The sequence below is a fragment of the Streptomyces klenkii genome, assembly GCF_003626645.1.
In the GTDB taxonomy this organism is placed as follows: Bacteria; Actinomycetota; Actinomycetes; order Streptomycetales; family Streptomycetaceae; genus Streptomyces; species Streptomyces klenkii.
On record NZ_RBAM01000017.1, the window covers coordinates 61,761 to 85,682 of the forward strand.

At 69.9% G+C, this 23,922-nt stretch carries 22 protein-coding genes and 2 tRNA genes; 15 read left to right on the forward strand and 9 right to left on the reverse strand.

Features of this window, described 5'->3' with window-relative positions; translation table 11 throughout:
• Positions 1–5: 5 nt before the first annotated feature.
• Entirely contained in the window at positions 6–1,235 is a 1,230-nt protein-coding gene (locus D7231_RS29575; RefSeq protein ID WP_120758683.1) for a GNAT family N-acetyltransferase, read from the reverse strand.
• 148 nt (positions 1,236–1,383) lie between these two features.
• Here D7231_RS29575 and D7231_RS29580 point away from each other — a divergent pair, with 148 nt between their 5' ends.
• Both D7231_RS29580 and D7231_RS29585 read left to right on the forward strand, forming a co-directional pair.
• The gene (locus D7231_RS29580; protein WP_120758684.1) at positions 1,384–2,523 is read left to right on the forward strand and encodes a PP2C family protein-serine/threonine phosphatase; all 1,140 of its coding nucleotides are present in this window, start codon (positions 1,384–1,386) and stop codon (positions 2,521–2,523) included.
• A gap of 16 nt (positions 2,524–2,539) precedes the next feature.
• A complete protein-coding gene (locus tag D7231_RS29585; RefSeq protein ID WP_120758685.1) occupies positions 2,540–2,986 on the forward strand; it encodes an HD domain-containing protein in 447 nt (148 codons plus the stop codon).
• A 123-nt stretch (positions 2,987–3,109) separates the two neighbouring features.
• Here D7231_RS29585 and D7231_RS29590 read toward each other — a convergent pair whose 3' ends face one another.
• Complete coding sequence (locus tag D7231_RS29590; protein ID WP_120758686.1) at positions 3,110–4,195, reverse strand: acyltransferase family protein; 1,086 nt, start codon at positions 4,193–4,195, stop codon at positions 3,110–3,112.
• Between the two features lie 238 nt (positions 4,196–4,433).
• On the opposite strand from D7231_RS29590, the gene D7231_RS29595 reads away from it, so the two are divergent.
• Positions 4,434–4,628 carry a hypothetical protein gene (locus D7231_RS29595; protein ID WP_058044441.1) on the forward strand — a complete coding sequence of 65 codons (195 nt, stop codon included), beginning with the start codon at positions 4,434–4,436 and terminating at the stop codon, positions 4,626–4,628.
• A gap of 116 nt (positions 4,629–4,744) precedes the next feature.
• Here the strand turns inward: D7231_RS29595 and D7231_RS29600 are convergent.
• Positions 4,745–4,818: transfer RNA gene (locus D7231_RS29600), tRNA-Gly, on the reverse strand.
• A 186-nt stretch (positions 4,819–5,004) separates the two neighbouring features.
• Here D7231_RS29600 and D7231_RS29605 point away from each other — a divergent pair.
• The 10 genes from D7231_RS29605 (at position 5,005) to D7231_RS29650 (ending at position 12,861) form a co-directional block, all read left to right on the forward strand.
• A tRNA-Pro gene (locus tag D7231_RS29605) sits at positions 5,005–5,081 on the forward strand.
• Positions 5,082–5,297: 216 nt separating this feature from the next.
• Positions 5,298–6,674, forward strand: a complete 1,377-nt coding sequence (tig, locus tag D7231_RS29610; RefSeq protein ID WP_120758687.1) for a trigger factor — start codon at positions 5,298–5,300, stop codon at positions 6,672–6,674.
• Between the two features lie 400 nt (positions 6,675–7,074).
• The gene (locus D7231_RS29615) at positions 7,075–7,680 is read left to right on the forward strand and encodes an ATP-dependent Clp protease proteolytic subunit (protein WP_120758688.1); all 606 of its coding nucleotides are present in this window, start codon (positions 7,075–7,077) and stop codon (positions 7,678–7,680) included.
• Between the two features lie 95 nt (positions 7,681–7,775).
• A complete protein-coding gene (locus D7231_RS29620) occupies positions 7,776–8,429 on the forward strand; it encodes an ATP-dependent Clp protease proteolytic subunit (RefSeq protein ID WP_058044444.1) in 654 nt (217 codons plus the stop codon).
• 142 nt (positions 8,430–8,571) lie between these two features.
• Complete coding sequence (clpX, locus tag D7231_RS29625) at positions 8,572–9,861, forward strand: ATP-dependent Clp protease ATP-binding subunit ClpX (RefSeq protein WP_120758689.1); 1,290 nt, start codon at positions 8,572–8,574, stop codon at positions 9,859–9,861.
• Positions 9,862–10,028: 167 nt separating this feature from the next.
• A complete protein-coding gene (locus D7231_RS29630) occupies positions 10,029–10,910 on the forward strand; it encodes a hypothetical protein (protein WP_120758690.1) in 882 nt (293 codons plus the stop codon).
• A 73-nt stretch (positions 10,911–10,983) separates the two neighbouring features.
• Positions 10,984–11,400 carry an ACT domain-containing protein gene (locus D7231_RS29635; RefSeq protein ID WP_120758721.1) on the forward strand — a complete coding sequence of 139 codons (417 nt, stop codon included), beginning with the start codon at positions 10,984–10,986 and terminating at the stop codon, positions 11,398–11,400.
• A 59-nt stretch (positions 11,401–11,459) separates the two neighbouring features.
• Positions 11,460–11,735, forward strand: coding sequence for a hypothetical protein (locus D7231_RS29640; protein ID WP_120758691.1), 276 nt, complete (start codon positions 11,460–11,462; stop codon positions 11,733–11,735).
• On the forward strand, positions 11,732–12,127 hold the full coding sequence (locus tag D7231_RS29645; RefSeq protein ID WP_120758692.1) for a PIN domain-containing protein: 396 nt from the start codon (positions 11,732–11,734) through the stop codon (positions 12,125–12,127). Before D7231_RS29640 ends, D7231_RS29645 begins: the two co-directional genes overlap by 4 nt.
• Positions 12,128–12,339: 212 nt before the next feature.
• Complete coding sequence (locus D7231_RS29650; protein WP_158673832.1) at positions 12,340–12,861, forward strand: DUF4232 domain-containing protein; 522 nt, start codon at positions 12,340–12,342, stop codon at positions 12,859–12,861.
• Between the two features lie 781 nt (positions 12,862–13,642).
• Here the strand turns inward: D7231_RS29650 and D7231_RS29655 are convergent.
• On the reverse strand, positions 13,643–13,876 hold the full coding sequence (locus D7231_RS29655; RefSeq protein WP_030366482.1) for a GntR family transcriptional regulator: 234 nt from the start codon (positions 13,874–13,876) through the stop codon (positions 13,643–13,645).
• A gap of 153 nt (positions 13,877–14,029) precedes the next feature.
• Here D7231_RS29655 and D7231_RS37860 point away from each other — a divergent pair, with 153 nt between their 5' ends.
• The gene (locus D7231_RS37860) at positions 14,030–14,458 is read left to right on the forward strand and encodes a hypothetical protein (RefSeq protein WP_241999990.1); all 429 of its coding nucleotides are present in this window, start codon (positions 14,030–14,032) and stop codon (positions 14,456–14,458) included.
• 703 nt (positions 14,459–15,161) lie between these two features.
• On the opposite strand, the gene D7231_RS29665 is transcribed toward D7231_RS37860, so the two are convergent.
• Complete coding sequence (locus D7231_RS29665; protein ID WP_120758694.1) at positions 15,162–16,088, reverse strand: hypothetical protein; 927 nt, start codon at positions 16,086–16,088, stop codon at positions 15,162–15,164.
• 128 nt (positions 16,089–16,216) lie between these two features.
• On the reverse strand, positions 16,217–16,969 hold the full coding sequence (locus tag D7231_RS29670; protein ID WP_120758695.1) for a hypothetical protein: 753 nt from the start codon (positions 16,967–16,969) through the stop codon (positions 16,217–16,219).
• Between the two features lie 99 nt (positions 16,970–17,068).
• Here D7231_RS29670 and D7231_RS29675 point away from each other — a divergent pair, with 99 nt between their 5' ends.
• Complete coding sequence (locus D7231_RS29675) at positions 17,069–19,702, forward strand: valine--tRNA ligase (protein WP_120758696.1); 2,634 nt, start codon at positions 17,069–17,071, stop codon at positions 19,700–19,702.
• Between the two features lie 170 nt (positions 19,703–19,872).
• On the opposite strand, the gene D7231_RS29680 is transcribed toward D7231_RS29675, so the two are convergent.
• From D7231_RS29680 to wecB, 3 genes are all read right to left on the reverse strand, one after another.
• Positions 19,873–21,039 (reverse strand): hypothetical protein, encoded by a 1,167-nt coding sequence (locus tag D7231_RS29680; protein ID WP_120758697.1) that lies wholly within the window; start codon positions 21,037–21,039, stop codon positions 19,873–19,875.
• A gap of 191 nt (positions 21,040–21,230) precedes the next feature.
• Complete coding sequence (locus D7231_RS29685; protein WP_120758698.1) at positions 21,231–22,595, reverse strand: XrtP-associated glycosyltransferase; 1,365 nt, start codon at positions 22,593–22,595, stop codon at positions 21,231–21,233.
• A gap of 126 nt (positions 22,596–22,721) precedes the next feature.
• Positions 22,722–23,852, reverse strand: a complete 1,131-nt coding sequence (gene wecB / locus D7231_RS29690; RefSeq protein WP_120758699.1) for a non-hydrolyzing UDP-N-acetylglucosamine 2-epimerase — start codon at positions 23,850–23,852, stop codon at positions 22,722–22,724.
• Between the last annotated feature and the right edge of the window lie 70 nt (positions 23,853–23,922).

A 23,922-nucleotide genomic window follows, 5' to 3' on the forward strand; every position in this document is an offset into this window, starting at 1 on the left:
AGGAATCAGAAGCCGTGCGGCAGCCACGGCGCCACGTCGCTGCCGAAGGCGGCCGCCGCCTCCTCCAGCGCGCCCTCGCGCAGCTCCCGCACCCGGCCCGCCCCCGCGAGCGCGGCCAGGGACACCCCGCCCAGATAGGCCGAGCCCAGCTCCCGTACGGACAGGGCCAGATCGGCCGCGTCCTCCGTGCGCTCGCAGGACGCGCCCTTCGCGTCGCCCGTCAGCCGCCACCGCCCCGCGTTCCAGGGGCAGAAGTCGTCGGCGACCTCCAGCACCAGGTCCACCGCGCCGCGGTACGTCCGCGCGGCGAGCGCCGCCCCCACGTCGACCAGCCGTACGTGCAGCGAGTCCTTGACCCGCGCCTCGCACCGCCGCACGTCGCTGACCAGGTGCAGCAGCGGATCGTCCACGGGCCGGTTGGAGGCGGAGACGTACGACGTCAGGTCGATCTCCGTCAGATAGCGCCACAGCGCGGCGTACGCGGCAGGGGTCAGCGCCTCCGCGTCGCGCAGCAGCACCGTGCCGTTCGCGCCCGCGTCGGACCAGTCCGGGCGCACCGCGTACCGCGCGTACCCCACCGTCCGCCCGTCCTCCTCGGCGAGCACGCACTTCAGCGGCGACGCGCCCTCGCGGCCGGCCGCCGGGTCCAGCACCGGCAGGGCCTCCCAGCCCGGCTGCCGCGCGAGCATCCCCGGGCGGGCGGCTACCCGGCGTGCGTAGACCGCCTCGCAGGCGTCGCGTGCTTCAGCGGGCTCCGACAAGCGCAGCCGCACCCCCTCCGTGCCCGGCGGGACGGACAGCCGCACCCGGGCCGTATCGATACGGACGCTCAGGGAGTGGGTCGCGATGCCGTAGCCGAACCGCCCGTAGATGTCCGGCTCGGAGGCCGTCAGGACGGCCAGCGGCTCACCCCAGGCCCGCACGTCGTCCAGCTGCCGCCGCATCATCCGCCGCAACAGGCCCCGCCTGCGGTGCGTCGGCAGCACGGACACCATCGTCACCCCGGCGGCGGGAACCCGCTCCCCGCCCGGAACCGTGATCCGGAACGCGAACGCCCCGGTCGTACCCACCGCCTCCGGGCCGTCCCAGACCCCGATCGACCGGTCGAACCCGGCCAGTTCACGCCACAGGGCGACTTCCTCAGGGGCCTCGGGAACGCCGCCGAACGCCAGCTCCAGGGCGGCGTACCAGCCGTCGAAATCGGCATCGCGCAGGACTCGCAACTCCGTCGTCATGCCCCATCCCTAGCAGCGATCCCGCCCCGCACGCGAAGGAATTTCACATATGGGGCCGACCCTGCCGCACGGGACGTACCGCGCGCGGCCGTGTCGGGCGCGGCGTGAGTCGACGCGCCGCCGAATGGGTGGATAAGGTCACGATGCAATGACTGGCGGTGCGGAGACCCCGACGGCACGGATGCGCAAAGCATGGCACCGGGCCCGCACAAGCGTGCGCAAAGCCGGGGTGGACTACTTCCGCGGCGACGGCTCCGACTGGATCGCGCTCGCGGCCCTCCTCCTCACCGTCCCCGCGCTCGCCCTCACCACCATCGCGCTGCCCGCCTGGTGCGTGCCCACCGCCCTCGTCCTGCCCATCGTCGCCGGCGGGCTGCTCCTGCGCCCCGCCAGCCTGCTCGCCCTCTACGCGGCCTCCGCCGTCGCCCTCATCGCCGAGGCCGGCGTGCTGAACGCCGAGGCCGGCGGGGACGGCGTGCGCGTCACGCCCGGCACGATCCTCGTCGTCGCCGCCGTCGGCTTCCTCGGGCTGCTCATCGCCCAGTTCCGCAGCCGCGTCGGCGTGCCCTGGCGGCGCGGCGGCACCATGCTCTTCGACCTGCGCGAACGCATCCGCGTCCAGAGCAAGCTGCCGAAGCTGCCGCGCGGCTGGCACCGCGAGATGGCGCTGCGGCCGGCCGGCGGCCAGTCCTTCTCGGGCGACTTCGTCGTCGCCGCCCGCACGAACGGCGGCCGCACCCTGGAAGTCGTCCTCACCGACGTCTCCGGCAAGGGCATGGACGCCGCCTCGCGCGCCCTGCTGCTCTCCGGCGCCTTCGGCGGCCTCCTCGGCTCCCTGCCGCCCCACGCCTTCCTGCCCGCCGCCAACGGCTACCTGCTCCGCCAGGACTGGGACGAGGGCTTCGCCACCTCCGTGCACCTCGTCCTCGACCTCGACAGCGGCGACTACGAGATGTTCTCCGCCGGCCACCTCCCCGGCCTCCAGCTCTGCGCCGGCACCGGCCGCTGGGAGGAGAAGGCGGCGGAAGGACCCCTCCTCGGCGTCTACGACGGCGCCCAGTTCGACCCCATAAAGGGCAGCCTGCGGCCCGGCGACGTCCTGATGCTCTTCACCGACGGCCTCGTCGAGACCGCCGAGCGCGACCTCACCGAGGGCATGGACCGCCTCACCGGCGAGGCCGACCGCTACGTCTCCGCCGGCTTCCAGGGCGCGGCCTGGCACCTCATCGAGGCCGTCGCGAAGGACGTCAACGACGACCGCGCCCTGCTGCTGATCTGCCGGCACTGACCTTCGGAGGACCTGCGTGACCGCTCTCGACCTCGCCGCCGTAGAGGCCCTGGCGCGGCGCGCCCACGCCGCGCAGACGGACAAGGCCGGCCGCCCGTACACCGACCACCTGGCGGCCGTCGCCGAGGGCGTGCGGCAGCGGGGCGGCAGCGACGCGCAGATAGCCGCGGCCTGGCTGCACGACGCCGTCGAGGACGGCGCGGTGAGCGAGGAGTGGCTGGCGGCGGCGGAGCTGCCCGGGGAGGTCAAGGACATGATCCTCGCGGTCACCAAGCGCCCGGGCGAGCCCCCGGAGGCCTACGTGGCCCGCATCCTGGCCACCCCCGGAGCCCTCCTGATCAAGGAATCGGACCTCGCCCACAACTCGGACCCCGAGCGGGCGAAGGAACTGGACGAGCCGACGCGGGTTCGCCTGGCGGCGAAGTACGCGCGGATGCGGTCGCTGCTCGGCATCGAGGCGTAGGGGACACGGCCGGTTCGGTACCGCCGGGCAGCACTGTCGTGGTAGCCCGCCGCGGCGGCGGGAAAAAGTCCGCCGCCGCGGCGCTCAGCCACAGCGGCGGATACCGGCGGTGCCGGGTGAACCTCAGCTCTTACGAAACGCCCATTCCATCCGCGGCTCCATCACGCACCGGAACACCCGCCGTACCGGCGTCGTGCACAGCGCCGTCATCACCGCGATCGCGATCAGGGTGACCACGACCTCGCCGACCGGCTGACGGATCCACGCGGCCGCGTCGTACCACTCCCACCAGCGCGACAGCTTGATCAGGAAGCCGTGGAGCAGGTACCCGTACAGCGTCCCCGCGCCCAGTGACGTGAACCACGTGGCCCGGCGCGGGACCCAGGCGAGGAAGCCCGCCGTGAGCACGGCCGAGCAGAGGAAGAGGGCGAGCGTCATCACCGGCGCCGTCCAGGCCGGCTCGTGCAGGTCCTGGACGGCGCTGTTCCGGTAGAACCAGCCGGTGTCCAGCGTGGGCGCCTGCCAGTACGCGACCGCGACCGCCGCCGCGAACACCGGCACCGCCGCGACCCGCACCCACCGCCGCCGCACCAGCTCGAAGTGCTCGCGCCGCAGGTGCAGGCCGATCACGAAGAACGGCAGGAACTGGAGCACCCGCTGGAGGTCGAAGTCGCCGCCGATCTCGGGGGAGACCGCGGCCAGCACGGCCACCGCGAAGGCGATCGGCACGGGCCACCGGATGAGCTTCCAGATCGGCGTCGTGATCCGCCAGACGAAGAGCGCGGCGAGGAACCAGTTCAGGTACCACGGATTGAGCAGCGAAATCGGCTCCGGCGCCGCGTCGGGCTCCGCCCAGTGCTGGAAGTACGTGTACCCGACTTCGAAGACCAGGTACGGCACGACCACACCCGTGAGCAGCCGCTTGAGCTTGGCCGGGCTCAGATCGAAACCGCGGGAGAAATAGCCGGATATCAGGATGAAGGCCGGCATGTGAAAGGTGTACACGGTCATGTAGAGCGCCATCGCGGCACGGCTGGAGTGCGAGAGCGGCTCCCATGCGTGCCCCAGCGCCACCAGGACGATCGCGAGGTACTTCGCGTTGTCGAAAAAGGGATCGCGCTGTGCCGGGGCGGCGGCGGGCGCGGACGCGGCTCCGGGCTGCCCCGAGGGGGTCACCGCGCGGGCCGGAGGAGTGACGGCGGGGGACATCCGACGCACCCTAGCGGCGTCGAGCCGCGACCGCCACGCCGCCCGGCAAGTCCTCCGATATCCACTGACCACGGCTTTGCGGACAGTTTCTGGACGAAGTGCCGATGAAATGTCACGGGCCCACAGAAACAGGGAAGTTGGTGGCACGATGGTTGACGGGCGAGGGTCGCGGGGAGCATGACTCCCGGGCCGACCAGTGGGTGGACCGGTGTGTATCCGACCGAGGGTGTGATCAGTTGTGGCCATTTCGCTGTCAGTGGTGCTGCTCTTGGCGATCGTGCTGGTGGTGCTCTTCCGCTCCGGCAGCATCAAGGGCGGCCCGGCCCTGGTCGCCATCCTCTTCGGCTTCTTCCTCGCCTCGACGGGAATGGCGCCGTCGATCCAGAGGTTCCTGAACTCGATCGCCGAGACGATAAACGGCATCAAGTTCTGAGGTCCCCGAGGCCGTACGCCTAGCGGGGCACGCCTTCCGCGGCACGGCTTCCGAGCTCTGCGGCATGCCTTCCGAGGCCGCATGACAAACGCCCCCGGCAGAGCCGGAGGCGTCGGTGGAGCGGGCGACGGGAATCGAACCCGCGTAGCCAGTTTGGAAGACTGGGGCTCTACCATTGAGCTACGCCCGCACGCGCCGCGAGCCCGGAAGGGCCGTACGGCACGGTGTGCATCGTAGCGGGTCCGGGCGGTGCGCCGCACGTCACCCCTTCGGCCCTCCCGTTCGCGCCGGTCCCGCGCCGCCCCGCGCTCCCGGGCGCCGACGTTAACCAGGTCACCCTCGCCCCCGCGGGCATGTACCCTACGTCTCGCACTTACGGGGTGTGGCGCAGCTTGGTAGCGCGTCCGCTTTGGGAGCGGAAGGTCGTCGGTTCGAATCCGGCCACCCCGACCAGATGAACGGCCGTGGCCGTCCCGTGGCCATCCGGAATCACACGGAATCACGTGGAATCACGTGGCCACGGTCAAGATCACATTGTGGGGCTCATCCTGCTTGCGGTTACTATGCAAGCTGCGCGCCCGTGTGTCTGCACTACCGAGTCTGCCTACCGGGCGCGATCCGCTGAACCTCAGCAGAATCACCAGAAGTCAGCCCCAAGGAGACCGAACCGTGAAGAGCGCCGTGGAGACCCTGAACCCGACTCGGGTTCGGCTCACTGTCGAGGTGCCCTTCGAGGAGCTCAAGGCCAGCCTCGACGCGGCGTACAAGAAGATCAACCAGCAGGTCACGGTGAAGGGCTTCCGTCAGGGCAAGATCCCGGCCCGTGTCATCGACCAGCGCTTCGGCCGCGGTGCGGTGCTGGAGGAGGCCGTCAACGACGCGCTTCCGAAGTTCTACACCGAGGCGATCAACGAGGCCGAGCTGAACCCGCTGGGTCAGCCCGAGGTCGACATCACGGAGCTGAAGGACGGCGAGCTGCTGGCCTTCACCGCCGAGGTGGACATCCGCCCGACCCTGGAGATCCCGGACTACTCCGGCATCGAGGTCACCGTCGACTCCGTCGAGGTCACCGACGAGGACATCGAGAAGTCGATCGAGCAGCTGCGCGACCGCTTCGCGACCACCGCTCCGGTCGAGCGCGCCGCCGCCGAGGGTGACATCGTCACCGTCGACCTGGAGGCCAAGGTCGACGGCGAGGTGCTGGAGGACGGCGTCGCCAAGGGCGTCGACTACACCATCGGCTCCGGCCAGCTGCTCGACGGCATCGACGAGGCCGTCACCGGCCTGGAGGCCGGCGGCACCGCCACCTTCACCTCCGAGCTCAAGGGCGGTTCCGCCGAGGGCAAGGAGGCCGAGGTCAAGGTCGACGTCACCGCCGTCAAGTCCCGCGAACTGCCGGAGCTCGACGACGACTTCGCCCAGCTGGCGAGCGAGTTCGACACCCTCGAGGAGCTGCGCGCCGACAGCCGCAAGCGCCTTGAGCGGATGAAGAAGTTCGACCAGGCCACGCAGGCCCAGGAGAAGGTCCTCGACGAGCTGATCAAGCTGGTCGAGGTCCCGATGCCGGAGAAGCTGCTCGAGGACGAGGTCAACACCCGTAAGCACAACCTCGAGCACCACCAGCTGGGCCAGATGGGCCTGGACCTGGCGAAGTACCTGGAGATCCAGGGCAAGTCCGCCGAGGAGTTCGACGCCGAGCTCAAGGAGCAGGCCGAGAAGGGCATCAAGACCCAGTTCATCCTCGACGAGATCGTCAACAAGGAGAAGGTCTCGGTCGGCCAGGACGAGCTCACGGAGCACCTGATGCGCCGTGCCCAGTCCTCCGGCATGAGCCCCGACCAGTTCGCCCAGGCGGTTGTCGAGGGCGGCCAGGTCCCGATGCTCGTCGGTGAGGTCGCCCGCGGCAAGGCGCTGGCCACCGTGGTCGAGGCCGCCACCGTCAAGGACGCGGCCGGCGAGGTCGTCACCCTGGACGACGAGGACGAGGAGACGGTCGAGGCCGCCACCGAGGCCGTCGAGGCCGCCGAGGGCACGACCGAGGCCTGAGCCCCGGTCGCCCGCGCAGGCGCCTCGCAGCGGCCCTGAAGGCAGCTCTACGGACGGGTCCGGACGTGTTCGCACGTCCGGGCCCGTCCGTGTCCCCGGAGAGGGTCACCGGCGAGCCTCCGGGGCCCGCCGCCCCGCCTGCGCGACCTGCGGATCCCGCGCTCGGCCCGCGCCGGGCCCGTCCCGGCTCCGCGCCGAACCTGCGCTCAGAGCGAACAGTTCCTGATGCGGGATGGCGCCCGCCGAACAGCGCGTTAGGGTCCGTAGATACGAGGGCAGGGGACCACTTGGCGACCGCCGGAAGCAGTCCGGCCGCGCCGGCCGGACCCCGGTCCCCGGAGAAGACGCGGAGACGGCCCGTTGCCGTCAGAGACGAGCAGGTGGATACGTGACGAATCTGATGCCTTCCGCCGCCGGTGAGATCGCCATCGGTGGTGGCCTCGGCGACCAGGTCTACAACCGGCTGCTCGGGGAGCGGATCATCTTCCTCGGCCAGCAGGTCGACGACGACATCGCCAACAAGATCACGGCGCAGATGCTCCTCCTGGCCGCCGACCCGGACAAGGACATCTTCCTCTACATCAACAGCCCCGGCGGCTCGGTGACGGCCGGCATGGCGGTCTACGACACCATGCAGTACATCCCGAACGACGTGGTCACCATCGGCATGGGCCTCGCGGCCTCGATGGGCCAGTTCCTGCTGACCGGCGGCACCCCGGGCAAGCGCTTCGCGCTGCCCAACACCGACATCCTGATGCACCAGGGGTCCGCGGGCCTCGGCGGCACCGCCTCGGACATCAAGATCCAGGCCGAGCAGCTGCTGCGCACCAAGAAGCGCATGGCCGAGATCACCGCGCTCCACACCGGCCAGACCGTGGACACGATCATCCGTGACGGTGACCGCGACCGCTGGTTCACCGCGGACGAGGCCAAGGAGTACGGGATCATCGACGAGATCATCACCCACGCTTCCGGCGTTCCGGGCGGCGGCGGCACCGGGGCCTGAGGCCCCCGGCGCAGTACGTACCGCCACACAGCCCGCAGCCGGGCCGGGAAGGCGCTTCCCGGCCCACCGACCGCCACCAGGATGGTGAAACCCGCATGAACATCTCGTCCCCGAGCGGCCTGTACACCGGCCCCCAGGCCGAGGCCCGTTATGTCGTCCCGCGCTTCGTCGAGCGCACCTCCCAGGGCGTCCGCGAGTACGACCCGTACGCGAAGCTCTTCGAAGAGCGCGTGATCTTCCTGGGCGTGCAGATCGACGACGCCTCCGCCAACGACGTCATGGCGCAGCTGCTGTGCCTGGAGTCGATGGACCCGGACCGCGACATCTCGATCTACATCAACAGCCCCGGCGGCTCGTTCACGGCCCTCACGGCCATCTACGACACGATGCAGTTCGTGAAGCCGGACATCCAGACGGTCTGTATGGGCCAGGCCGCCTCCGCCGCCGCGATCCTGCTCGCGGCCGGCACCCCGGGCAAGCGCATGGCGCTGCCCAACGCCCGCGTGCTGATCCACCAGCCCTCCAGCCAGACGGGCCGCGAGCAGCTCTCCGACCTGGAGATCGCCGCCAAGGAGATCATGCGGATGCGCACCCAGCTGGAGGAGATGCTCGCGAAGCACTCCACCCAGCCGATCGAGAAGATCCGGGACGACATCGAGCGCGACAAGATCCTCACTGCCGAGGACGCGCTCGCCTACGGCCTGGTCGACCAGATCGTTTCTACCCGCAAGAGTTCCGTAAACGTTTGATCGCCGTGCCGCTGGTATCCCCCTTGTGCCGACCGAGTAAGGCCAAGGGGGGCCCGCTCGGGGGGCCCGGCAAGGTACCGTCGATAGGCAAGCACCCGGGTTCGCAGTGCAAGGCGGATCCCAGGCGAAGGGGAAGCACCTCGTGGCACGCATCGGTGACGGCGGCGATCTGCTCAAGTGCTCGTTCTGCGGCAAGAGCCAGAAGCAGGTGAAGAAGCTCATCGCGGGTCCTGGTGTGTACATCTGCGACGAGTGCATCGACCTCTGCAACGAGATCATCGAGGAAGAGCTCGCGGAGACCAGCGAGGTGCGCTGGGAGGAACTCCCCAAGCCCCGCGAAATCTACGAGTTCCTCGAAGGCTATGTCGTCGGCCAGGAGGCCGCGAAAAAGGCCCTCTCGGTCGCCGTCTACAACCACTACAAGCGTGTGCAGGCCGGCGAGAGCGGCGCGCACAACCGCGACGACGGCATTGAGCTCGCCAAGTCCAACATCCTCCTGCTGGGCCCCACGGGCTCCGGCAAGACGCTGCTGGCCCAGACCCTGGCCCGCATGCTGAACGTCCCCTTCGCCATCGCCGACGCCACCGCCCTGACGGAGGCCGGCTATGTCGGCGAGGACGTCGAGAACATCCTGCTGAAGCTGATCCAGGCCGCCGACTACGACGTCAAGAAGGCCGAGACCGGCATCATCTACATCGATGAGATCGACAAGGTCGCCCGTAAGAGCGAAAATCCGTCGATCACACGGGACGTGTCGGGCGAGGGCGTCCAGCAGGCCCTGCTGAAGATCCTGGAAGGCACGACGGCCTCGGTCCCGCCCCAGGGCGGCCGCAAGCACCCGCACCAGGAATTCATCCAGATCGACACGACGAACGTGCTCTTCATCGTCGGCGGCGCCTTCTCCGGCCTGGAGAAGATCATCGAGTCGCGGGCGGGCGCGAAGGGCATCGGCTTCGGCGCCACGATCCGCTCCAAGCGGGAGATCGAGGCCAGCGACCAGTTCCAGGAGGTCATGCCGGAGGACCTGGTCAAGTTCGGCATGATCCCGGAGTTCATCGGCCGCCTGCCGGTGATCACCTCCGTGCACAACCTGGACCGCGAGGCGCTCCTCCAGATCCTGGTGGAGCCGCGCAACGCCCTGGTCAAGCAGTACCAGCGCCTCTTCGAACTCGACGGCGTGGAGCTGGAGTTCGACCGCCCGGCCCTGGAGGCCATCGCCGACCAGGCGATCCTGCGCGGCACGGGCGCGCGCGGCCTGCGCGCCATCATGGAGGAAGTCCTCATGTCCGTGATGTACGAGGTCCCGTCCCGCAAGGACGTGGCCCGCGTCGTCATCACGGCGGACGTCGTCCACTCGAACGTGAACCCCACGCTGGTGCCGCGCGAACCGCGGATCGTGGGCAAGGACGAGCGGCACGAGAAGAGCGCGTGACGCTGCGCTGAGCTGAGCTTGTGGGGGAGGGGCGCCTGGCCTGGATGGCCGGGTGCCCCTCTTTGTTGTTTATGGGTTCGTGGAACGGGTGATCGGTCCGCGTATCGAACGGGTGGTCGGCTGGGGATTGCCGGACGCGGCGGGGTCCGTGTTCCTACGGTCGGATCATGGTGACAGCGAACCACGAGGCATCGCACCGGATCTTCCAGGAACGGCCGGAGTTACTCGCGCCGGTGTTCCGGATCCTGGGCGTTCCCCTGCCGGAGGAGGTGTCCGTCGAAGTGCTCTCGCCGGACGCCACGGAGATCAGACCACTGGAGCGGCGCGTGGACAGCGTGCTGCGCATCCAGCCGCGTGACAGCAGCAAGAGCTTTCTCCTGGCCATCGAGGCACAAGGGCGCCGCGACAGCGACAAGGCGGTCAGCTGGGCGTACTACCTCGCGTTTCTGAAGGCCAAGTACGGGCACCCGGCACTGTTGCTGGTGGTCTGCCAGGACAAGGCGACCGCGGAATGGGCGGCAGGCCCCTTCAAGCTCGGCCCCGAGGGTTGGAAAGCACTGTCCGTGCACCCTCTGGTCCTGGGGCCCGGAAACGTCCCGCCGATCATCGACGAGGAAGAAGCCGCCCAGAACCTGGCCATGGCGACCTTCTCGGCCATGACGCATGGGCGGGACCAGGACGCTCCGGCCATACTGGACGCGCTGGCGCGTGCTCTGGGGACGGTAGACGAAGAGTCGGTCGCGTACTACGCGGAACTGCTGGAAATCGGCCTGGGAGAAACCCCGGCGAGGGAGACCTGGAGGAATCTGATGGCCATCCGCACGTACTTCCCCGGCCGGGGCACGCTCATCGAGGAGACGCTCCTGAAGGGTGAGGCCAAGGGCCGGGCGCAGATGGTGGTGCACGTCCTGGACACTCGGGAAGTTTCCGTGCCGGACGCCGCCCGCGAGCGCATCACCAGTTGCACCGACCTGCCGACTCTGGAGCGCTGGATGGACCGCGCGCTCACTGTTTCCACGATCGACGAACTCTTCGTCGAGGAGAGCTGAGCGCTAGCTTGGAAGAGGGCGTCCGGACGAGTGCCGGGCGCCCTTTCGCATGCCTGTGCGTAGGGTGGCGGGCATGGCTGGAGAACGTGATCTGACGAAGTTGCTGAGCGGAATGCGGCCGGAGCTGAACGCCGGTCGGTACGTCTACGTGACGGTGGAGGGGGAGCCGCCGACGGACGTCGCCCCCGTGGTGACGGTGCGGGAGCCGGAGGGCCTGACCCTGGTCGTGCGGCAGGAGGAAGCCGACGCGGCCGGGCTGGCGTACGAGTACGTGGCGGGGTGGATCACGCTACGGGTCCACTCCGCGCTGGAGGCCGTGGGCCTCACAGCGGCCGTCTCCCAGGCCCTGGCCCAGGCCGGCCTCAGCTGCAACGTGGTGGCGGGGTACCACCACGACCACCTGTTCGTCCCGTACGAGCGGGCGGAGGAGGCGGTGCGGCTGCTGGAGGCGCTGGCGGAGGCGGCATGCTGGGACCAGGCGAGGGATTAGAGACTGAGGATCTACGGAGATGGCATATCGAAGCGCTATAGCTGCTCTATGGTGGAGCTATGGTGACGACGACTATCCAGATCCCTCGCGAAACCCGTGACCATCTCGCTGAGCTCGCGCGCGAGCGCGGCCTGACCATCGGCCAGCTCGTCGAAGCGCTGGCCGGACAGGAGCCGACGGCCGAGCAGCGAGCTCAGCGACTCGCTGCGGCCCGTGAGCACGTACGCAAGGTGATCGGCCTGGACATCAGCGACGCCGAGTTCGAGCAGGCGCCCGACATCCTGTCCAACATCTACAAGATCGCGGCCAAGAAGGCGCGGAGCGCGGCCGCGTGATCATTCTGGACACCGCGGCCGCACGGGCCCTCGCGGACGGACACAAGACGCTCAACCTGCTCGCAGCCAACATGGCTGCTTCGGGTGATCGGCTACACGTCCCCGCTTTGTGCCTCACCCAGGCCGAAGCCGCCGATGACGGGGCCGCGCGGCGCGTCCTGGGCTTTCCCAGTGTCGCCGTGGATCCCCTCGATACGGTTGCGGCCGTCACTGTGGGCACCATGATTCGCGATGGGTACGGCAGCCCGGACACCTGTCATGCCTTGTATTGCGCGTTGCCCCGAGCGGAGTTCACCGGTCTGTCGATCCTGCTCACCGACGATGAGGATCGGTACCCGCCGGGAACGCTTGCCATCAGCGTCGACTCTCCGGGGATGCTGGGCTTTCACTGACTCCGGGCCCCTTCCGTATGCGGCATGTCTCAGCTGTACGTACCAGGGGCATCACATTTCCGCAGGTCGGAGAGGTGCAGGTGTTCCAGCGTCCCGGATGTCCCGAACGGGGCTTGTGGGTGGCGGAGGCGAATGGGGAGGCTGACGGCACGCCCCGGGCCATTCCGCCCCGGGAGACGATCCGCAGCCTTTTGGATTCTGGAGATATTCGTATGCGTACCGCCCGCATCACCGCCACCGGCCTCACCCTCGCGGCCGCGCTCCTCGCCGGCACCGCCGCCACGACGGCTCAGGCACAGGCGGCGGAGCCGGCGCCCGTCCCGGCCTGTTCCCTCGCCAACACCAAGACCACGGTGCGGAACGTGCCCCGCCCGATCAACCACCAGCTGCTCACCGTCACCAACACCAGCTCCAAGCCGTGCTTCGCCTACGGCGCCCCGCACCTGGCCTTCGACGCCGCGCAGAATGTGGTGTCGGTCGTGGACGACTCCATCCCGCAGGCCGTCGTCACCCTGGAGCCCGGCGAGTCCGCCTACGCCGGCATCAACCTGTCCGCGGCTGACGGCTCCGGCACGGACGGGCGCTACGCGAGCGTCCTGCGCGTGAGCTTCGACGAGGGCGACGGCACGGAGAGCCGCGCCCGCACGGTGAAGCTCCCCAAGGGCACGTGGGTCGACAGCAAGGCGGCGGTCACGTACTGGCAGAGCGATGTTGAGAGTGCCCTGATGTGGTGAAGAGGTTCCGTCGGGCTGTGCTTCTCCGGTGCCTGGGAGGGGCGAAGCGAGTACGGTAGGAGCTGCCGATGTCCGTCCGGAAGGGCACCCGGGCATCCGTGCCATCCAGGTGCGGTCAGCGGACACGGTGAATGGTGGAACCCACCATCGGTGGACACGATGGCGGGCTCCTGTGAAGAACCATCTGCTGAGTGGTCCCCCGCTATTGGCTTTGGCGGGGGCCTACAGCTTGAACCTCACCTCCAGCCACCATCGGAGCAGAGCCACGAGTACGGCACCCACTAGGGGCGCCGACCAGCGGTAGATCCGATAGAGACGGGCCCACAGGCGAGACCGGTTCTTCTTTTTGCGATGGCGCAATCTCCGCGCCCCTCTCCCAGGGTGGGCACACACACCCCACCGGTCAGACCCTCCAGGCGGAGGGCTGACCATGGGCGCGGCCACTCCCGGTGTGAGACGGGGTGGCCGCGCCCCAACCAGCCCCCCGAGCGGGTGGCTGACCGTTGCGGGCGCCCCGGAAAGACCGGCGCGTCAATGCGTCATCAAGCGGCGAGCATAGCGGCTGGACGCCGGGTCAGGTCGGGAAGTGGCGAACCGCCAACTGCGCGTGGTACGCGGCGCTTTCGTGTGCGGCCTGGGGCCGGGGCCGGGGTGGTCCAGGCCCTACGGGGCTGCATGATTTACGGACTCTGTCGCACGTAGGGCGAACCCAGAGCGTTTCCGCAAATCACGCTTTACGCCCCTTGCCGGGCCAGGACCACCCCGGCCCCTCCCGTGCGATCTACGGCTGCGGGGTGACGAACGAGCCCATTCCCGGCTCGGTGTAGATCAGGCCCTCCGAGCGGAGTGCTCGATGCACCTTCTGGGCCGTCACGCTCGCGATGCCGAACTCTTCGGTGAGCTGGACGACGGACGGCACGCGTGATCGAGGCCCGTAGGTGCCGTCCTTGATGCGTTGCCGGATTACATCGGCCACCTGGCGCCAGCGCGGGATGTCGGGAGCGAATTCGATCACTTGACCACGCTACGTACACCATGGCGTCCTAGTCGAGATACTCCATGTTCCAGCGTGCTATAGCATGGCTACGCTAAGGTCTTGCACGTAAAGGACCCCGGCGGCCGCTGACACGGCCCCGGGGCATGGTCAACGCCGTAAAGGAGCGTCGACATGCGCAACCTTATCCGCCGCTGGTTCCGCCGTGAACGGCAGATTTCCGTCCCCGAACCGCTGCCCGCCCCCGCCCCGGCGCCGAAGCCGGTGCCCGAACCCCGTACCTCCGACGGTCCGTCCTGCCGTGTCTACGTATGGGCCACCGCCCACGGCATCGACCTTCGGCCCCAGTCTCTGCTGAGTACCTGCACCTGCGCCGACCGGGCGCACCAACCGCGTCCCGCCATCGGCTCGTTCGTCCTGGACAAGCGGGACGGCGCCGTCGGGCAGGTCATGCGCAACGGCGGCTCGCAGCTCCTGCTGCGTCTGCCCGGCGGCGGCAAGGAGTGGGCGGTGGACCCCTTCGAGGTCCGGACCCCGACCGAAGCCGAGCTCCTCAGCGCCAAGGTCCAGGCCGCCAACGCCGCCAGTAGGTGGGGCCGGTGACGTAGATACCGAAGGCCGCCGCGACTACCCCGGAGGGGAGTGCGTGGCGGCCTTGGCAACGTTCGGTGTGCTCACATCCGTGACCAGGTTGGGCTCATCGGAGATGCTCGAGGTGCCTCAGTGGTCTTGGCAAGCATAGATGGCGCGGTCCTGGGGAATCCCGAGCGTCATCAAAGCCAGGTGGCAGGGACCTCCAAGAACGTTTGCGTTTTCAAGCCAGTCGCTAGCAGCGGCCTTGCATGCCTGCTTAACCTTGGGCCCGACGTTGTAGCCGTTCCACTTCAGGTAACTCTCGCACGCGTTGGGGGAGGCGGATGCGGGAGCGGTCGCCGCAAGCTGCAGGGCCCCTGCTGCCATGACTACACCCACGGCTGTGGCTGCCTGCCGCATGATCCTGCGCACGGATGGCCTCTTATTTCTATGTCAGCTCGCATGACAGAGGCGGCCTGAGTGGCAGCCACCTCCTTGATCAACTTTGCGGGAGCCTACCAAGTGTTGGCCATAGGTTGCTAGGGGTGACCTAGGTGGGTCTGGCATCTACTCGGTTGACGCGGGCTGGGTGACTAGTCGTTGTTGGGCTGACGAGCGGAGAGACCCTTTAGGCCTGCCGCTGGAAGTGCTCAGCGGTTCTGGGCTGAGGCGATTGCCCATCAGAAACAGCCCAGTTGGTGGGCGGGAGGGGGGAATCGCCCCAGCGCGCTGTCTACTTTTCCTTGCGGACCTCGTTGCGGACCTTGACGGTCGCTTCGGCCAGTTCCTGGGCGGACATCGGCTTGCCGTTGGCCGTCTCGGCTCCGTAGGGGCTGTTGCTCTGTGAAGCCGACTGTCGGACGTAGCCGACAGCGCTGGAGTCGCCCCAGATGCACGTGCTTGCCTGGCTCGTGGATGAGATAGTGCCCATGCTGACCGTCGCCTTCTTGGTCGTGCACTTCATGACCGCGCCGTCAAAGCCGCTCGGAGAGAACTCCGTCCAGGGCGTGACCGTCTCGATCTTGAGCCCTTGTGCACCTGCGGAGCTCTGCTTCTGGTTCTCCTCGCTCTTCGCGATCATGGCATCGACCGTCTTCTGCGGGTCGGAGAGCTCGCCGTAAACGCCCGACACTACGAGCGTCTCCTTCTCGGCGCTGAGGTAATGACCCGAGACCGCCGTGCCGTTGGAGATTCCGTACTCCTTGGCGTTCTTGTTGTCGGTCAGGTCCTGCGTGTCCGTCTGCTTCGATCCGGGAGAGCTCGTGCTGGCCTTCGTGTACTTCCCGTCCAGCAGCTTGTCCGGCATCACGATCGTGTACGGCTTCACGTCACCGCCGCCGCCCATGAAGTACACCGCGCCCGCGATGAGCGCGCCCACGACCGCCACCGCGCCGATCGTGATGCCGATCGCCTTGCCCTTGCCGCCGCCCTGGGGCGGGACCGGCGGGGGGTACTGGCCGCCCGGGTAGCCCGGCTGGGGCTGCTGGGGGACGCCCCAGGGCTGCTGAGGCGCCTGGGGGGCGGCGCCGTACGGGGTGCCCGGGGGCGGCGGGGGCGGCGGCGGGTAACCGTAACCGGGCTGGCCGGCCGGGGCGCCCTGGCCGTACGGGCCCGGCTGCTGGGGCGGTTGGCCGTAGGGGCCCGGCTGGTTGTAGCTCATCGCGTCTCTCTTCGATCCGTGGGGGGACTCGGGACTCGTGTGACAGTCCGCCCAATCCTTCCGGATCTCTTAAGAGGGTCTTACCGCCTGGTGGCAACGGTTTCGGAACAGTTGCCACGCAGGAGTGGTCACTCCGGGCGAATCGCCTCGGCCCGTACCCGCGCCGCCCGCCTCAGCCTCCCCGTCGCCTCCGCCGCCTCCCTGATCCCCGTCCGCTCGCCCAGCGCCGCGCCCACCACGCCCAGCGTGCTGTGGTCCGCCCAGACGCAGTACGGGAGGGCCAGGCTCGCCCCGGGGGTGCTGAAGGTCACCGATTCGCACTTCATCACCGCGTCGCCCACGCCCCGCGGCCTCACCCGTTCCGGGGTGCCTTCGACTGATTCCCCCGCGCCGTTGCCGGCCGCCATGGACGCGAACAGTCCGTCGACCGCCCGCTCGGGGTCCTTCACCGTTCCCCAGATGCCGCTGAACATCAGCTTTCCGCGGGCCGTGCCCGCCGACGAGTAGCCGGCCGTGACGCTGCCCTCGTCCCGTACCCCCAGGCTCCGCAGCCGCTTCAGGTGGTCCGTGCGGAACGTCCGGCCGACCGGCGAGTCGATGCGGAAGCCGGCCACGCGGTCCGGCGCGGTCAGCCGGTACCGGCCGCCACCCGCCGCCTTGCTGCCGCCGCCCGTGAGGATCAGGAATCCGCCCAGAAGGGTGCACATCACCACGAGCGAGCCGATCGCCACGGCCGCGACCACCCTCCCCTTCCCCCGCCGGCGCGGCGGGACGGGCGGTGGCCACGCGGCCGCGCCGTAGCCGCCGGGGCCGCCCGGCCGTGCGTAGGACCGGGGCGTCACCGGGAGCGGCTCGTACAGGCCGGCCTGCTGCTTGCTCATGGTTCTCTCGTCGCTTCTCTCGTTGCGTGGGCGTCATCCTTGCCGATCCCGCGGCAATCGATTCGAAACCCCCGCGTACGCCCCCTTAGAATTCACCCCGTGACCGACAACACTCAGCGCCCCGACAGTGGGCACGCCGACCGCACCCCCGACCTGCCGACCCAGTACGCGCCGGCCGACGTAGAGGGGCCGCTGTACGAGCGCTGGGTAGAGCGGGGCTACTTCGAGGCCGATGCCGCGAGCGAGAAGGAGCCCTACACGATCGTCATTCCGCCGCCGAACGTCACCGGTTCCCTCCACCTCGGCCACGCCTTCGAGCACACGCTGATCGACTCCCTCACGCGCCGCAAGCGCATGCAGGGCTACGAGGTCCTGTGGCAGCCGGGCATGGACCACGCGGGCATCGCCACGCAGAACGTGGTCGAGCGCGAGCTGGCCAAGGAGGGCAAGTCGCGCCACGACCTCGGCCGCGAGGCGTTCGTCGAGCGCGTCTGGCAGTGGAAGGGCGAGTCCGGCGGGCAGATCTCCGGGCAGATGCGCCGTCTGGGTGATGGCGTTGCCTGGAGCCGTGAGCGCTTCACCATGGACGAAGGTCTGTCCAAGGCCGTCCAGACGATCTTCAAGAAGCTCTACGACGACGAGCTGATCTACCGCGCCGAGCGCATCATCAACTGGTGCCCCCGCTGCCTCACGGCCATCTCGGACATCGAGGTGGAGTACCAGGACGACGACGGCGAGCTCGTCTCCATCCGCTACGGCGAGGGTGACGCCTCCATCGTCGTAGCCACGACCCGCGCCGAGACGATGCTCGGCGACACCGCCGTGGCCGTCCACCCCGAGGACGAGCGCTACCAGCACCTCATCGGCACCGAGATCGAGCTGCCGCTGACCGGCCGCCGCATCCCGGTCGTCGCCGACGAGCACGTCGACCCGGAGTTCGGCACGGGCGCCGTCAAGGTCACCCCGGCCCACGACCCGAACGACTTCGAGATCGGCCGCCGGCACGACCTGCCGAGCCTCACCGTTCTCGACGAGCACGGCGTCATCACCGTCCACGGGCCCTTCCTCGGCCTGGACCGCTTCGAGGCCCGCTCCGCGATCGTCGGCGCCCTGCGCGCCGAGGGCCGCATCGTCGCCGAGAAGCGCCCGTACACCCACTCCGTGGGCCACTGCTCCCGCTGCAAGACGACGCTGGAGCCGCGCCAGTCCATGCAGTGGTGGGTGAAGACCGCCCCGCTGGCCAAGAACGCCGCCGACGCCGTCCGCGACGGCAAGGTCAAGATCCACCCGCAGGAGATGGAGAAGCGCTACTTCGACTGGGTCGACAACCTCCACGACTGGTGCATCTCGCGCCAGCTGTGGTGGGGCCACCGCATCCCGGTCTGGTACGGCCCGGACGGCGAGATGGTCTGCGTCGGCCCGGACGAGCAGCCGCCGGCCGGTGAGGGCTGGCACCAGGAGACCGACGTCCTCGACACGTGGTTCTCCTCCGGCCTGTGGCCGTTCTCCACGCTCGGCTGGCCCGAGAAGACCGCGAGCGTCGAGAAGTTCTACCCGAACTCCGTCCTCGTCACCGGCTACGACATCCTCTTCTTCTGGGTCGTCCGGATGATGATGTTCGGTCTGTACGCGATGGACGGCACCCCGCCGTTCCACACCATCGCCCTGCACGGCATGGTCCGTGACCAGTTCGGCAAGAAGATGTCGAAGTCCTTCGGCAACGCGGTCAACCCGCTCGACTGGATGGACAAGTACGGCTCCGACGCCGTCCGCTTCACCCTCGCCCGCGGCGCCAACCCCGGCGTCGACGTGCCGATCGGCGAGGACTGGGTCCAGGGCTCGCGCAACTTCGCGAACAAGATCTGGAACGCCACCCGGTTCGCGATGATGAACGGCGCCACGGTGGAGGGCGACCTGCCGGCCGCCGAGCAGATGTCGGCCACCGACCGCTGGATCCTCTCGCGCCTCAACGCCGTCGTCGCCGAGGTGGACGCGCTCTACGACGACTACCAGTTCGCGAAGCTCTCCGACGCGCTGTTCCACTTCGCGTGGGACGAGGTCTTCGACTGGTACGTCGAGCTGTCCAAGACCACGTTCCAGAAGGGCGGCGCCGAGGCCGAGGTCTCGCGCCGCGTCCTGGGCGAGGTCCTCGACGTCACCCTCAAGCTCCTGCACCCGGTCGTGCCCTTCGTCACCGAGACGCTGTGGACCACGCTCACGGGCCGCGAGTCCGTCGTCATCGCCGACTGGCCGAAGGACAGCGGCTTCCGCGACGCGGCCGCCGAGCAGGAGATCGCGACGCTCCAGCAGGTCGTCACCGAGGTCCGCCGCTTCCGCTCCGACCAGGGCCTCCAGCCGGGCCAGAAGGTTCCGGCCCGGCTCGACCTGACCGGCACGGCGCTGGCCGCGCACGAGGACGCGATGCGTTCGCTGCTGCGCTTGCAGCCGGCCGGCGAGGGCTTCGCCGCGACCGCCTCCCTGCCGGTCGCGGGCGCGACCGTCGCCCTCGACCTGTCGGGCACGATCGACGTCGAGGCCGAGCGGAAGCGGCTCACGAAGGCGCTCGCCGCGGCCGAGAAGGACAAGGCGCAGTCCACGGCGAAGCTGGGCAACGAGGCGTTCCTGGCCAAGGCGGCGGAGGCGGCCGTGGAGAAGATCCGTAAGCGGCTGGAGACGGCGGACGCGGATATTGAGCGGATCAGCTTGCAGCTGGCGGGTCTGCCGAAGGGCTGATCCGGCGCCGCCGGGATCAGAGCGGCCCCCGTGCCTATGGGTACGGGGGCCGTTTGCATGTCAGGTGCGGGCCTGTGGGGGCTTGTCGCGCAGTTCCCCGCGCCCCTACGGGGCGCGGCCACCACGTCGCACGTTCAGCGCCCAGCACCGCGCCGCATCCGGCGGAGCGGCTAACGCGCTGCCCACGGTCTTGATCGGTTCGGGTCCCACATCGGGCCCCATGGGCCCTCCACCAGGGCCTCTTCCTCCTGGGCCGGGCGGCGGCGCCGCTTGCGGCGGTGCTGCGGCCAGAACAGGACGTATGCCGTCGACACCGCCACGAACCCGAGCCGGATCAGGCCCTTGGCCGACTCGTCCGGTACGGCGAACACGCTGCCGTACAGCACGATCAGTGCGATCCAGCTCCACCACGGCACGAGGCGCCGCTGCCCGCACACGTCCCACAGCAGCGTGCCCAGCAGCACCGACGCCGTGTAGTACGTGTAGACGCTCGGGTCGAGGAGGATACGGGCGTTCGCGCCCAGCAGGACGACCCCGGCCCAGCGGCCCCGCCACACCGCGACCGCGCCCAGCGTGAGGCCGAGGGCGGCCTGGGCGGGGCGGGCCCAGTCGGGGGTCACCGGGGTGTTGCCGCCCAGCCAGCGCAGGGCGGAGGCCGGGCTGTTGGGGATGGTGAACTTCGCGGCGGCGAAGGAGTCCGGGGCCGCGAGGAAGAACGGCAGCCAGGCGATCGCCAGCAGCGCCGCGCACCACAGGACCGCCCGCATCCAGCGGTCGCGGGGCAGGGCGAGGATCAGCGGCACGAAGGCCAGGGCCGTCGGCTTGGAGTCCATGGCCAGGGCCAGGCAGGCGCCGACGGCCGCCGGATTGCAGCGGGTCAGGAACCAGACCGCCAGCGCGGTGAAGAACAGGGCCAGGACGTCGTCCAGGTGCCCGAAGCGGACCGACACCTCGATCCACATCGGGATGAACGCCAGCCCCGCGATCAGCACGCGCCGCCGCAGCCGCTCGTGGTTGGTGCCCGTGCCGAGGAAGTGCATGGCGGCGCTGCGCCCCGCGAGCACCATGATGACCAGGCCCAGCACGGACATGAACGCCGCCGCCAGGAACTGGCCCGTGTGCTCGGAGAACGGGTTGAACAGGCCCGCCACCAGGAAGCTGATGGGGCCCATCTGGAGCTCGGGGTGGTGGGCGTAGAGGTTGAGCCCGCCGGTGCCGTCGCCCCCGTCGTAGATGAGCTCGCCGCCGGTGCGCAGGTAGTGCCAGGAGAAGCCGCCGTTGGGTTCCACGACGGCGAACCACAGCACGGTCCACGCCGTGAGCAGCAGCAAGTGCATCCGTGTGCTGATTTCCGGTACCCGCACCCGCACAACGCTCCCGTTCCGCTGTCCGGAACCGCTCCGGACATGTGTCACCGGGGGTCAGATGGCGGAACGGGAGCGGAGGTTGCCCCGGGGGTCGCAAGTGTGACCCGGTTCACGGTTTGCGTGACGTGGCGTCAGCTGCCGTCAGTTGTTGCCGGCCGCCGTCAGCTCTCGATCGCGATCGGGCCCGACGTGACGGCCTCGGCGTTGCGCCGCGTCTTCGCCCAGCCGTTGCGGCCGCGCAGCATCCGCACGAAGCCGCGCGCCGACGCCGGGAAGAGGTGGTACGCGTACAGCCACAGCGCGAGGCCCCACAGCAGGGCGGACAGCAGCGAGCTGTCGGCGGCGCGGTCCCGGCGGTAGACCGGGCCCCACAGCACGAACGGCAGCACGGAGACCACGGCCAGGCCCAGCACCAGCGGCCACAGCGCGAGCATGCCGCCGAAGGCGGCACCGAAGCCGTCCTCGGCCGCGGTCAGGCCCAGCAGGGCGAACATGACCGCGCACAGCGCGAGGGTCACCAGGTGGGCGACCGGCTGGAGGAAGGTGTAGAGCGTCTCCAGGACGCCCTTGCCGCCGTAGTGGCGCGAGGAGACGATGCGCGGCGCGTAGCGGACGCACTGGAGGTTGCCCTGCGCCCAGCGGGTGCGCTGGGTGAGGAAGCGGCGGGCGTGCGGCAGGCCCTCCTGGGAGACCCAGGTGTCGGCTATGTGGGATATCCGGTCACCGTTCAGGATCATGTGCAGGCCCAGCTCGTAGTCCTCCAGGAGCGCACCGCGCTGCCAGGGGCGGCGCTCGGCGGCGGCGATCCGGTCCAGCGCGGAGAGCCGGGTGAACTGGCCGTTTCCGCCCAGGCCCACGGAGCCGGTGCGGCCGCGCAGCAGCTGCATGCCGGCGTTGGAGACGGAGAACTCCATGTCCTGCATGCGGACCAGGAGGCGGGCGAAGGCGTTGCGGAACCGGCCGCGGTCCGGGAGCGGGCGCGGGTCGCCGGCGTTGCGCATGCGCACGCTGACCTGCACGCCGCCGGTCTCCGGGTCGCCGAAGCCGGTGGGGCCGCTCACGCGCTCCAGGGCGTACGGGTCGAGCTGGCCGTCGGCGTCGATGACGCACACCACGACGCGCTCGCGGTCGGTGTCCTTGGACAGGAACTGGTTCAGCTCGTCGTACGCGGAGTTGAGCGCGGCGCCCTTGCCCTGGCGGGCGTTCGGACGGACCCGGCTGACGAGGTGGACCCGGCGGTCCGTCTCGGCGAGCCCGGCGACGATGGCGCCGGTGCGGTCCTCGCTGTCGTCGTCGATGACCCACACGTGGGCGCCGGGGTGGTCGGCGCGCAGCCGCTCCACGGTGGTGCCGACGACGGCCTCCTCGTCCCGGCACGGGACGAAGAAGTGCCAGTCGAAGGCGTCGGCGTTGCCGGTCTCGGCCTCGGGGCGGCGGAGGTAGGCGTGGCGGGCGCCGGCCCAGTAGAGCAGGAAGCAGGCGAGGAGGAAGAAGGGAAATATGAGGAGGAGGGGGCTGGTGAACATGGGGGGTGCTCCCGGGAAGAATCAGCCGTCCGGCGTTTGGGGACGACGCGCGTCAGCGCGGACGGGGGGTCCGGGGGGGGCGAAGCCCCCGGTTACGGGAAGGGGCGGGGCTGGGGAGAAGACCCCCTACGCCGCCGCGGCCAGCTCCTGCGGGGCGGTGATCGCCGCCAGCAGTGCCACGATGCGGTCCGACGCCAGGCCGTCCCCGAACGGGCTCGGGAGGGCGGCCAGGCGGGCCAGGCCCTTCGGGCCTTCCGCCAGGCGGCGCCGGGCGGCGCGCCCGATCTCCGCACCCGGCTCCACCAGGTCCGCGAAGTCCGCCATCGCCTCCGGCCGCTCCGTGGAGCGCCGCACGACGACCAGCGGCCGCCCCAGCACCGTGCACTCCTCCTGGATGCCGCCCGAGTCGGAGACGAGCAGCGCCGCGTGCCGGGCCAGGGCGAGGAACTCGCCGTAGCCGAGCGGGCGGGTGACGGTCAGGCCGGCCAGCAGGCCGTCCAGGCCGGCGGCCTCGACGCGGGCCCGGGTCCGCGGGTGCAGCGGCACGACGACCGGCCGGCCGTCGGCCACGAGCGCGGCGAGCTCGGTGAAGATGGCGCGCAGGGCCTCGGGGGAGTCGGTGTTCTCGGGGCGGTGGACCGTGGCCAGGACGTACGAGTCGGCGGTCAGGCCGTGCAGCCGCAGCAGCTCCGCGCGCTCGGCGGCGGCCGGCAGCTGGCCGTGCACGGCCTCGACCACGGTGTTGCCGGTGACGGCGACGCGCGCGTCGGCGACGCCCTCCGCGAGGAGGTTCGCGCGGTTGTCCTCGGTGGCGGCGCACAGGACGTCCGCGATGCGGTCGATGAGGACGCGGTTGTGCTCCTCGGGCATGTTGCGGTCGTGGCTGCGCAGGCCGGCCTCGACGTGCAGCAGCGGGATGCCGCGGGCGTTCGCGGCGAGCGCGCCGGCGAGGGCCGCGTTGGTGTCGCCCTGGACGACGACGGCGAGCGGCGGCTCGGCGGTGAAGAGCTCGTCGAGCTGGGCGAGGGCGCTGGAGATCTGGACGGCGCGCGGCTGTCCGCCGACCCCGGTCAGGAACGTCGGCTCGGGCAGGCCCAGCTCGGTCAGGAAGCGGCCGGAGAGCTCCTCGTCGTAGTGCTGACCGGTGTGCACCAGGTGGGCGGCGGGGCCCAGGAGGCGGACGAGGTCGGTGAGCTTGACCAGCTCGGGGCGGGTGCCGAGGACGACGGCGACGCTACGGGCGGGCAGGGACTGCACGAGGTGACTCCTGGGGCCGGCGGGCTGCGGACAGCTCACGACCTTGCGGTGCCTCGGTTGCACCCCTGGG

Excerpts from the sequence above, each read along its gene's own strand:
- D7231_RS29575 (WP_120758683.1), bottom strand. The coding sequence starts at position 1,235 with ATGACGACGGAGTTGCGAGTCCTGCGCGATGCCGATTTCGACGGCTGG.
- D7231_RS29580 (WP_120758684.1), top strand. The coding sequence starts at position 1,384 with ATGACTGGCGGTGCGGAGACCCCGACGGCACGGATGCGCAAAGCATGG.
- D7231_RS29590 (WP_120758686.1), bottom strand. The coding sequence starts at position 4,195 with ATGTCCCCCGCCGTCACTCCTCCGGCCCGCGCGGTGACCCCCTCGGGG.
- D7231_RS29615 (WP_120758688.1), top strand. The coding sequence starts at position 7,075 with ATGCCTTCCGCCGCCGGTGAGATCGCCATCGGTGGTGGCCTCGGCGAC.
- D7231_RS29620 (WP_058044444.1), top strand. The coding sequence starts at position 7,776 with ATGAACATCTCGTCCCCGAGCGGCCTGTACACCGGCCCCCAGGCCGAG.
- D7231_RS29630 (WP_120758690.1), top strand. The coding sequence starts at position 10,029 with ATGGTGACAGCGAACCACGAGGCATCGCACCGGATCTTCCAGGAACGG.
- D7231_RS29635 (WP_120758721.1), top strand. The coding sequence starts at position 10,984 with ATGGCTGGAGAACGTGATCTGACGAAGTTGCTGAGCGGAATGCGGCCG.
- D7231_RS29640 (WP_120758691.1), top strand. The coding sequence starts at position 11,460 with ATGGTGACGACGACTATCCAGATCCCTCGCGAAACCCGTGACCATCTC.
- D7231_RS29650 (WP_158673832.1), top strand. The coding sequence starts at position 12,340 with ATGCGTACCGCCCGCATCACCGCCACCGGCCTCACCCTCGCGGCCGCG.
- D7231_RS37860 (WP_241999990.1), top strand. The coding sequence starts at position 14,030 with ATGCGCAACCTTATCCGCCGCTGGTTCCGCCGTGAACGGCAGATTTCC.
- D7231_RS29665 (WP_120758694.1), bottom strand. The coding sequence starts at position 16,088 with ATGAGCTACAACCAGCCGGGCCCCTACGGCCAACCGCCCCAGCAGCCG.
- D7231_RS29670 (WP_120758695.1), bottom strand. The coding sequence starts at position 16,969 with ATGAGCAAGCAGCAGGCCGGCCTGTACGAGCCGCTCCCGGTGACGCCC.
- D7231_RS29680 (WP_120758697.1), bottom strand. The coding sequence starts at position 21,039 with ATGCACTTGCTGCTGCTCACGGCGTGGACCGTGCTGTGGTTCGCCGTC.
- D7231_RS29685 (WP_120758698.1), bottom strand. The coding sequence starts at position 22,595 with ATGTTCACCAGCCCCCTCCTCCTCATATTTCCCTTCTTCCTCCTCGCC.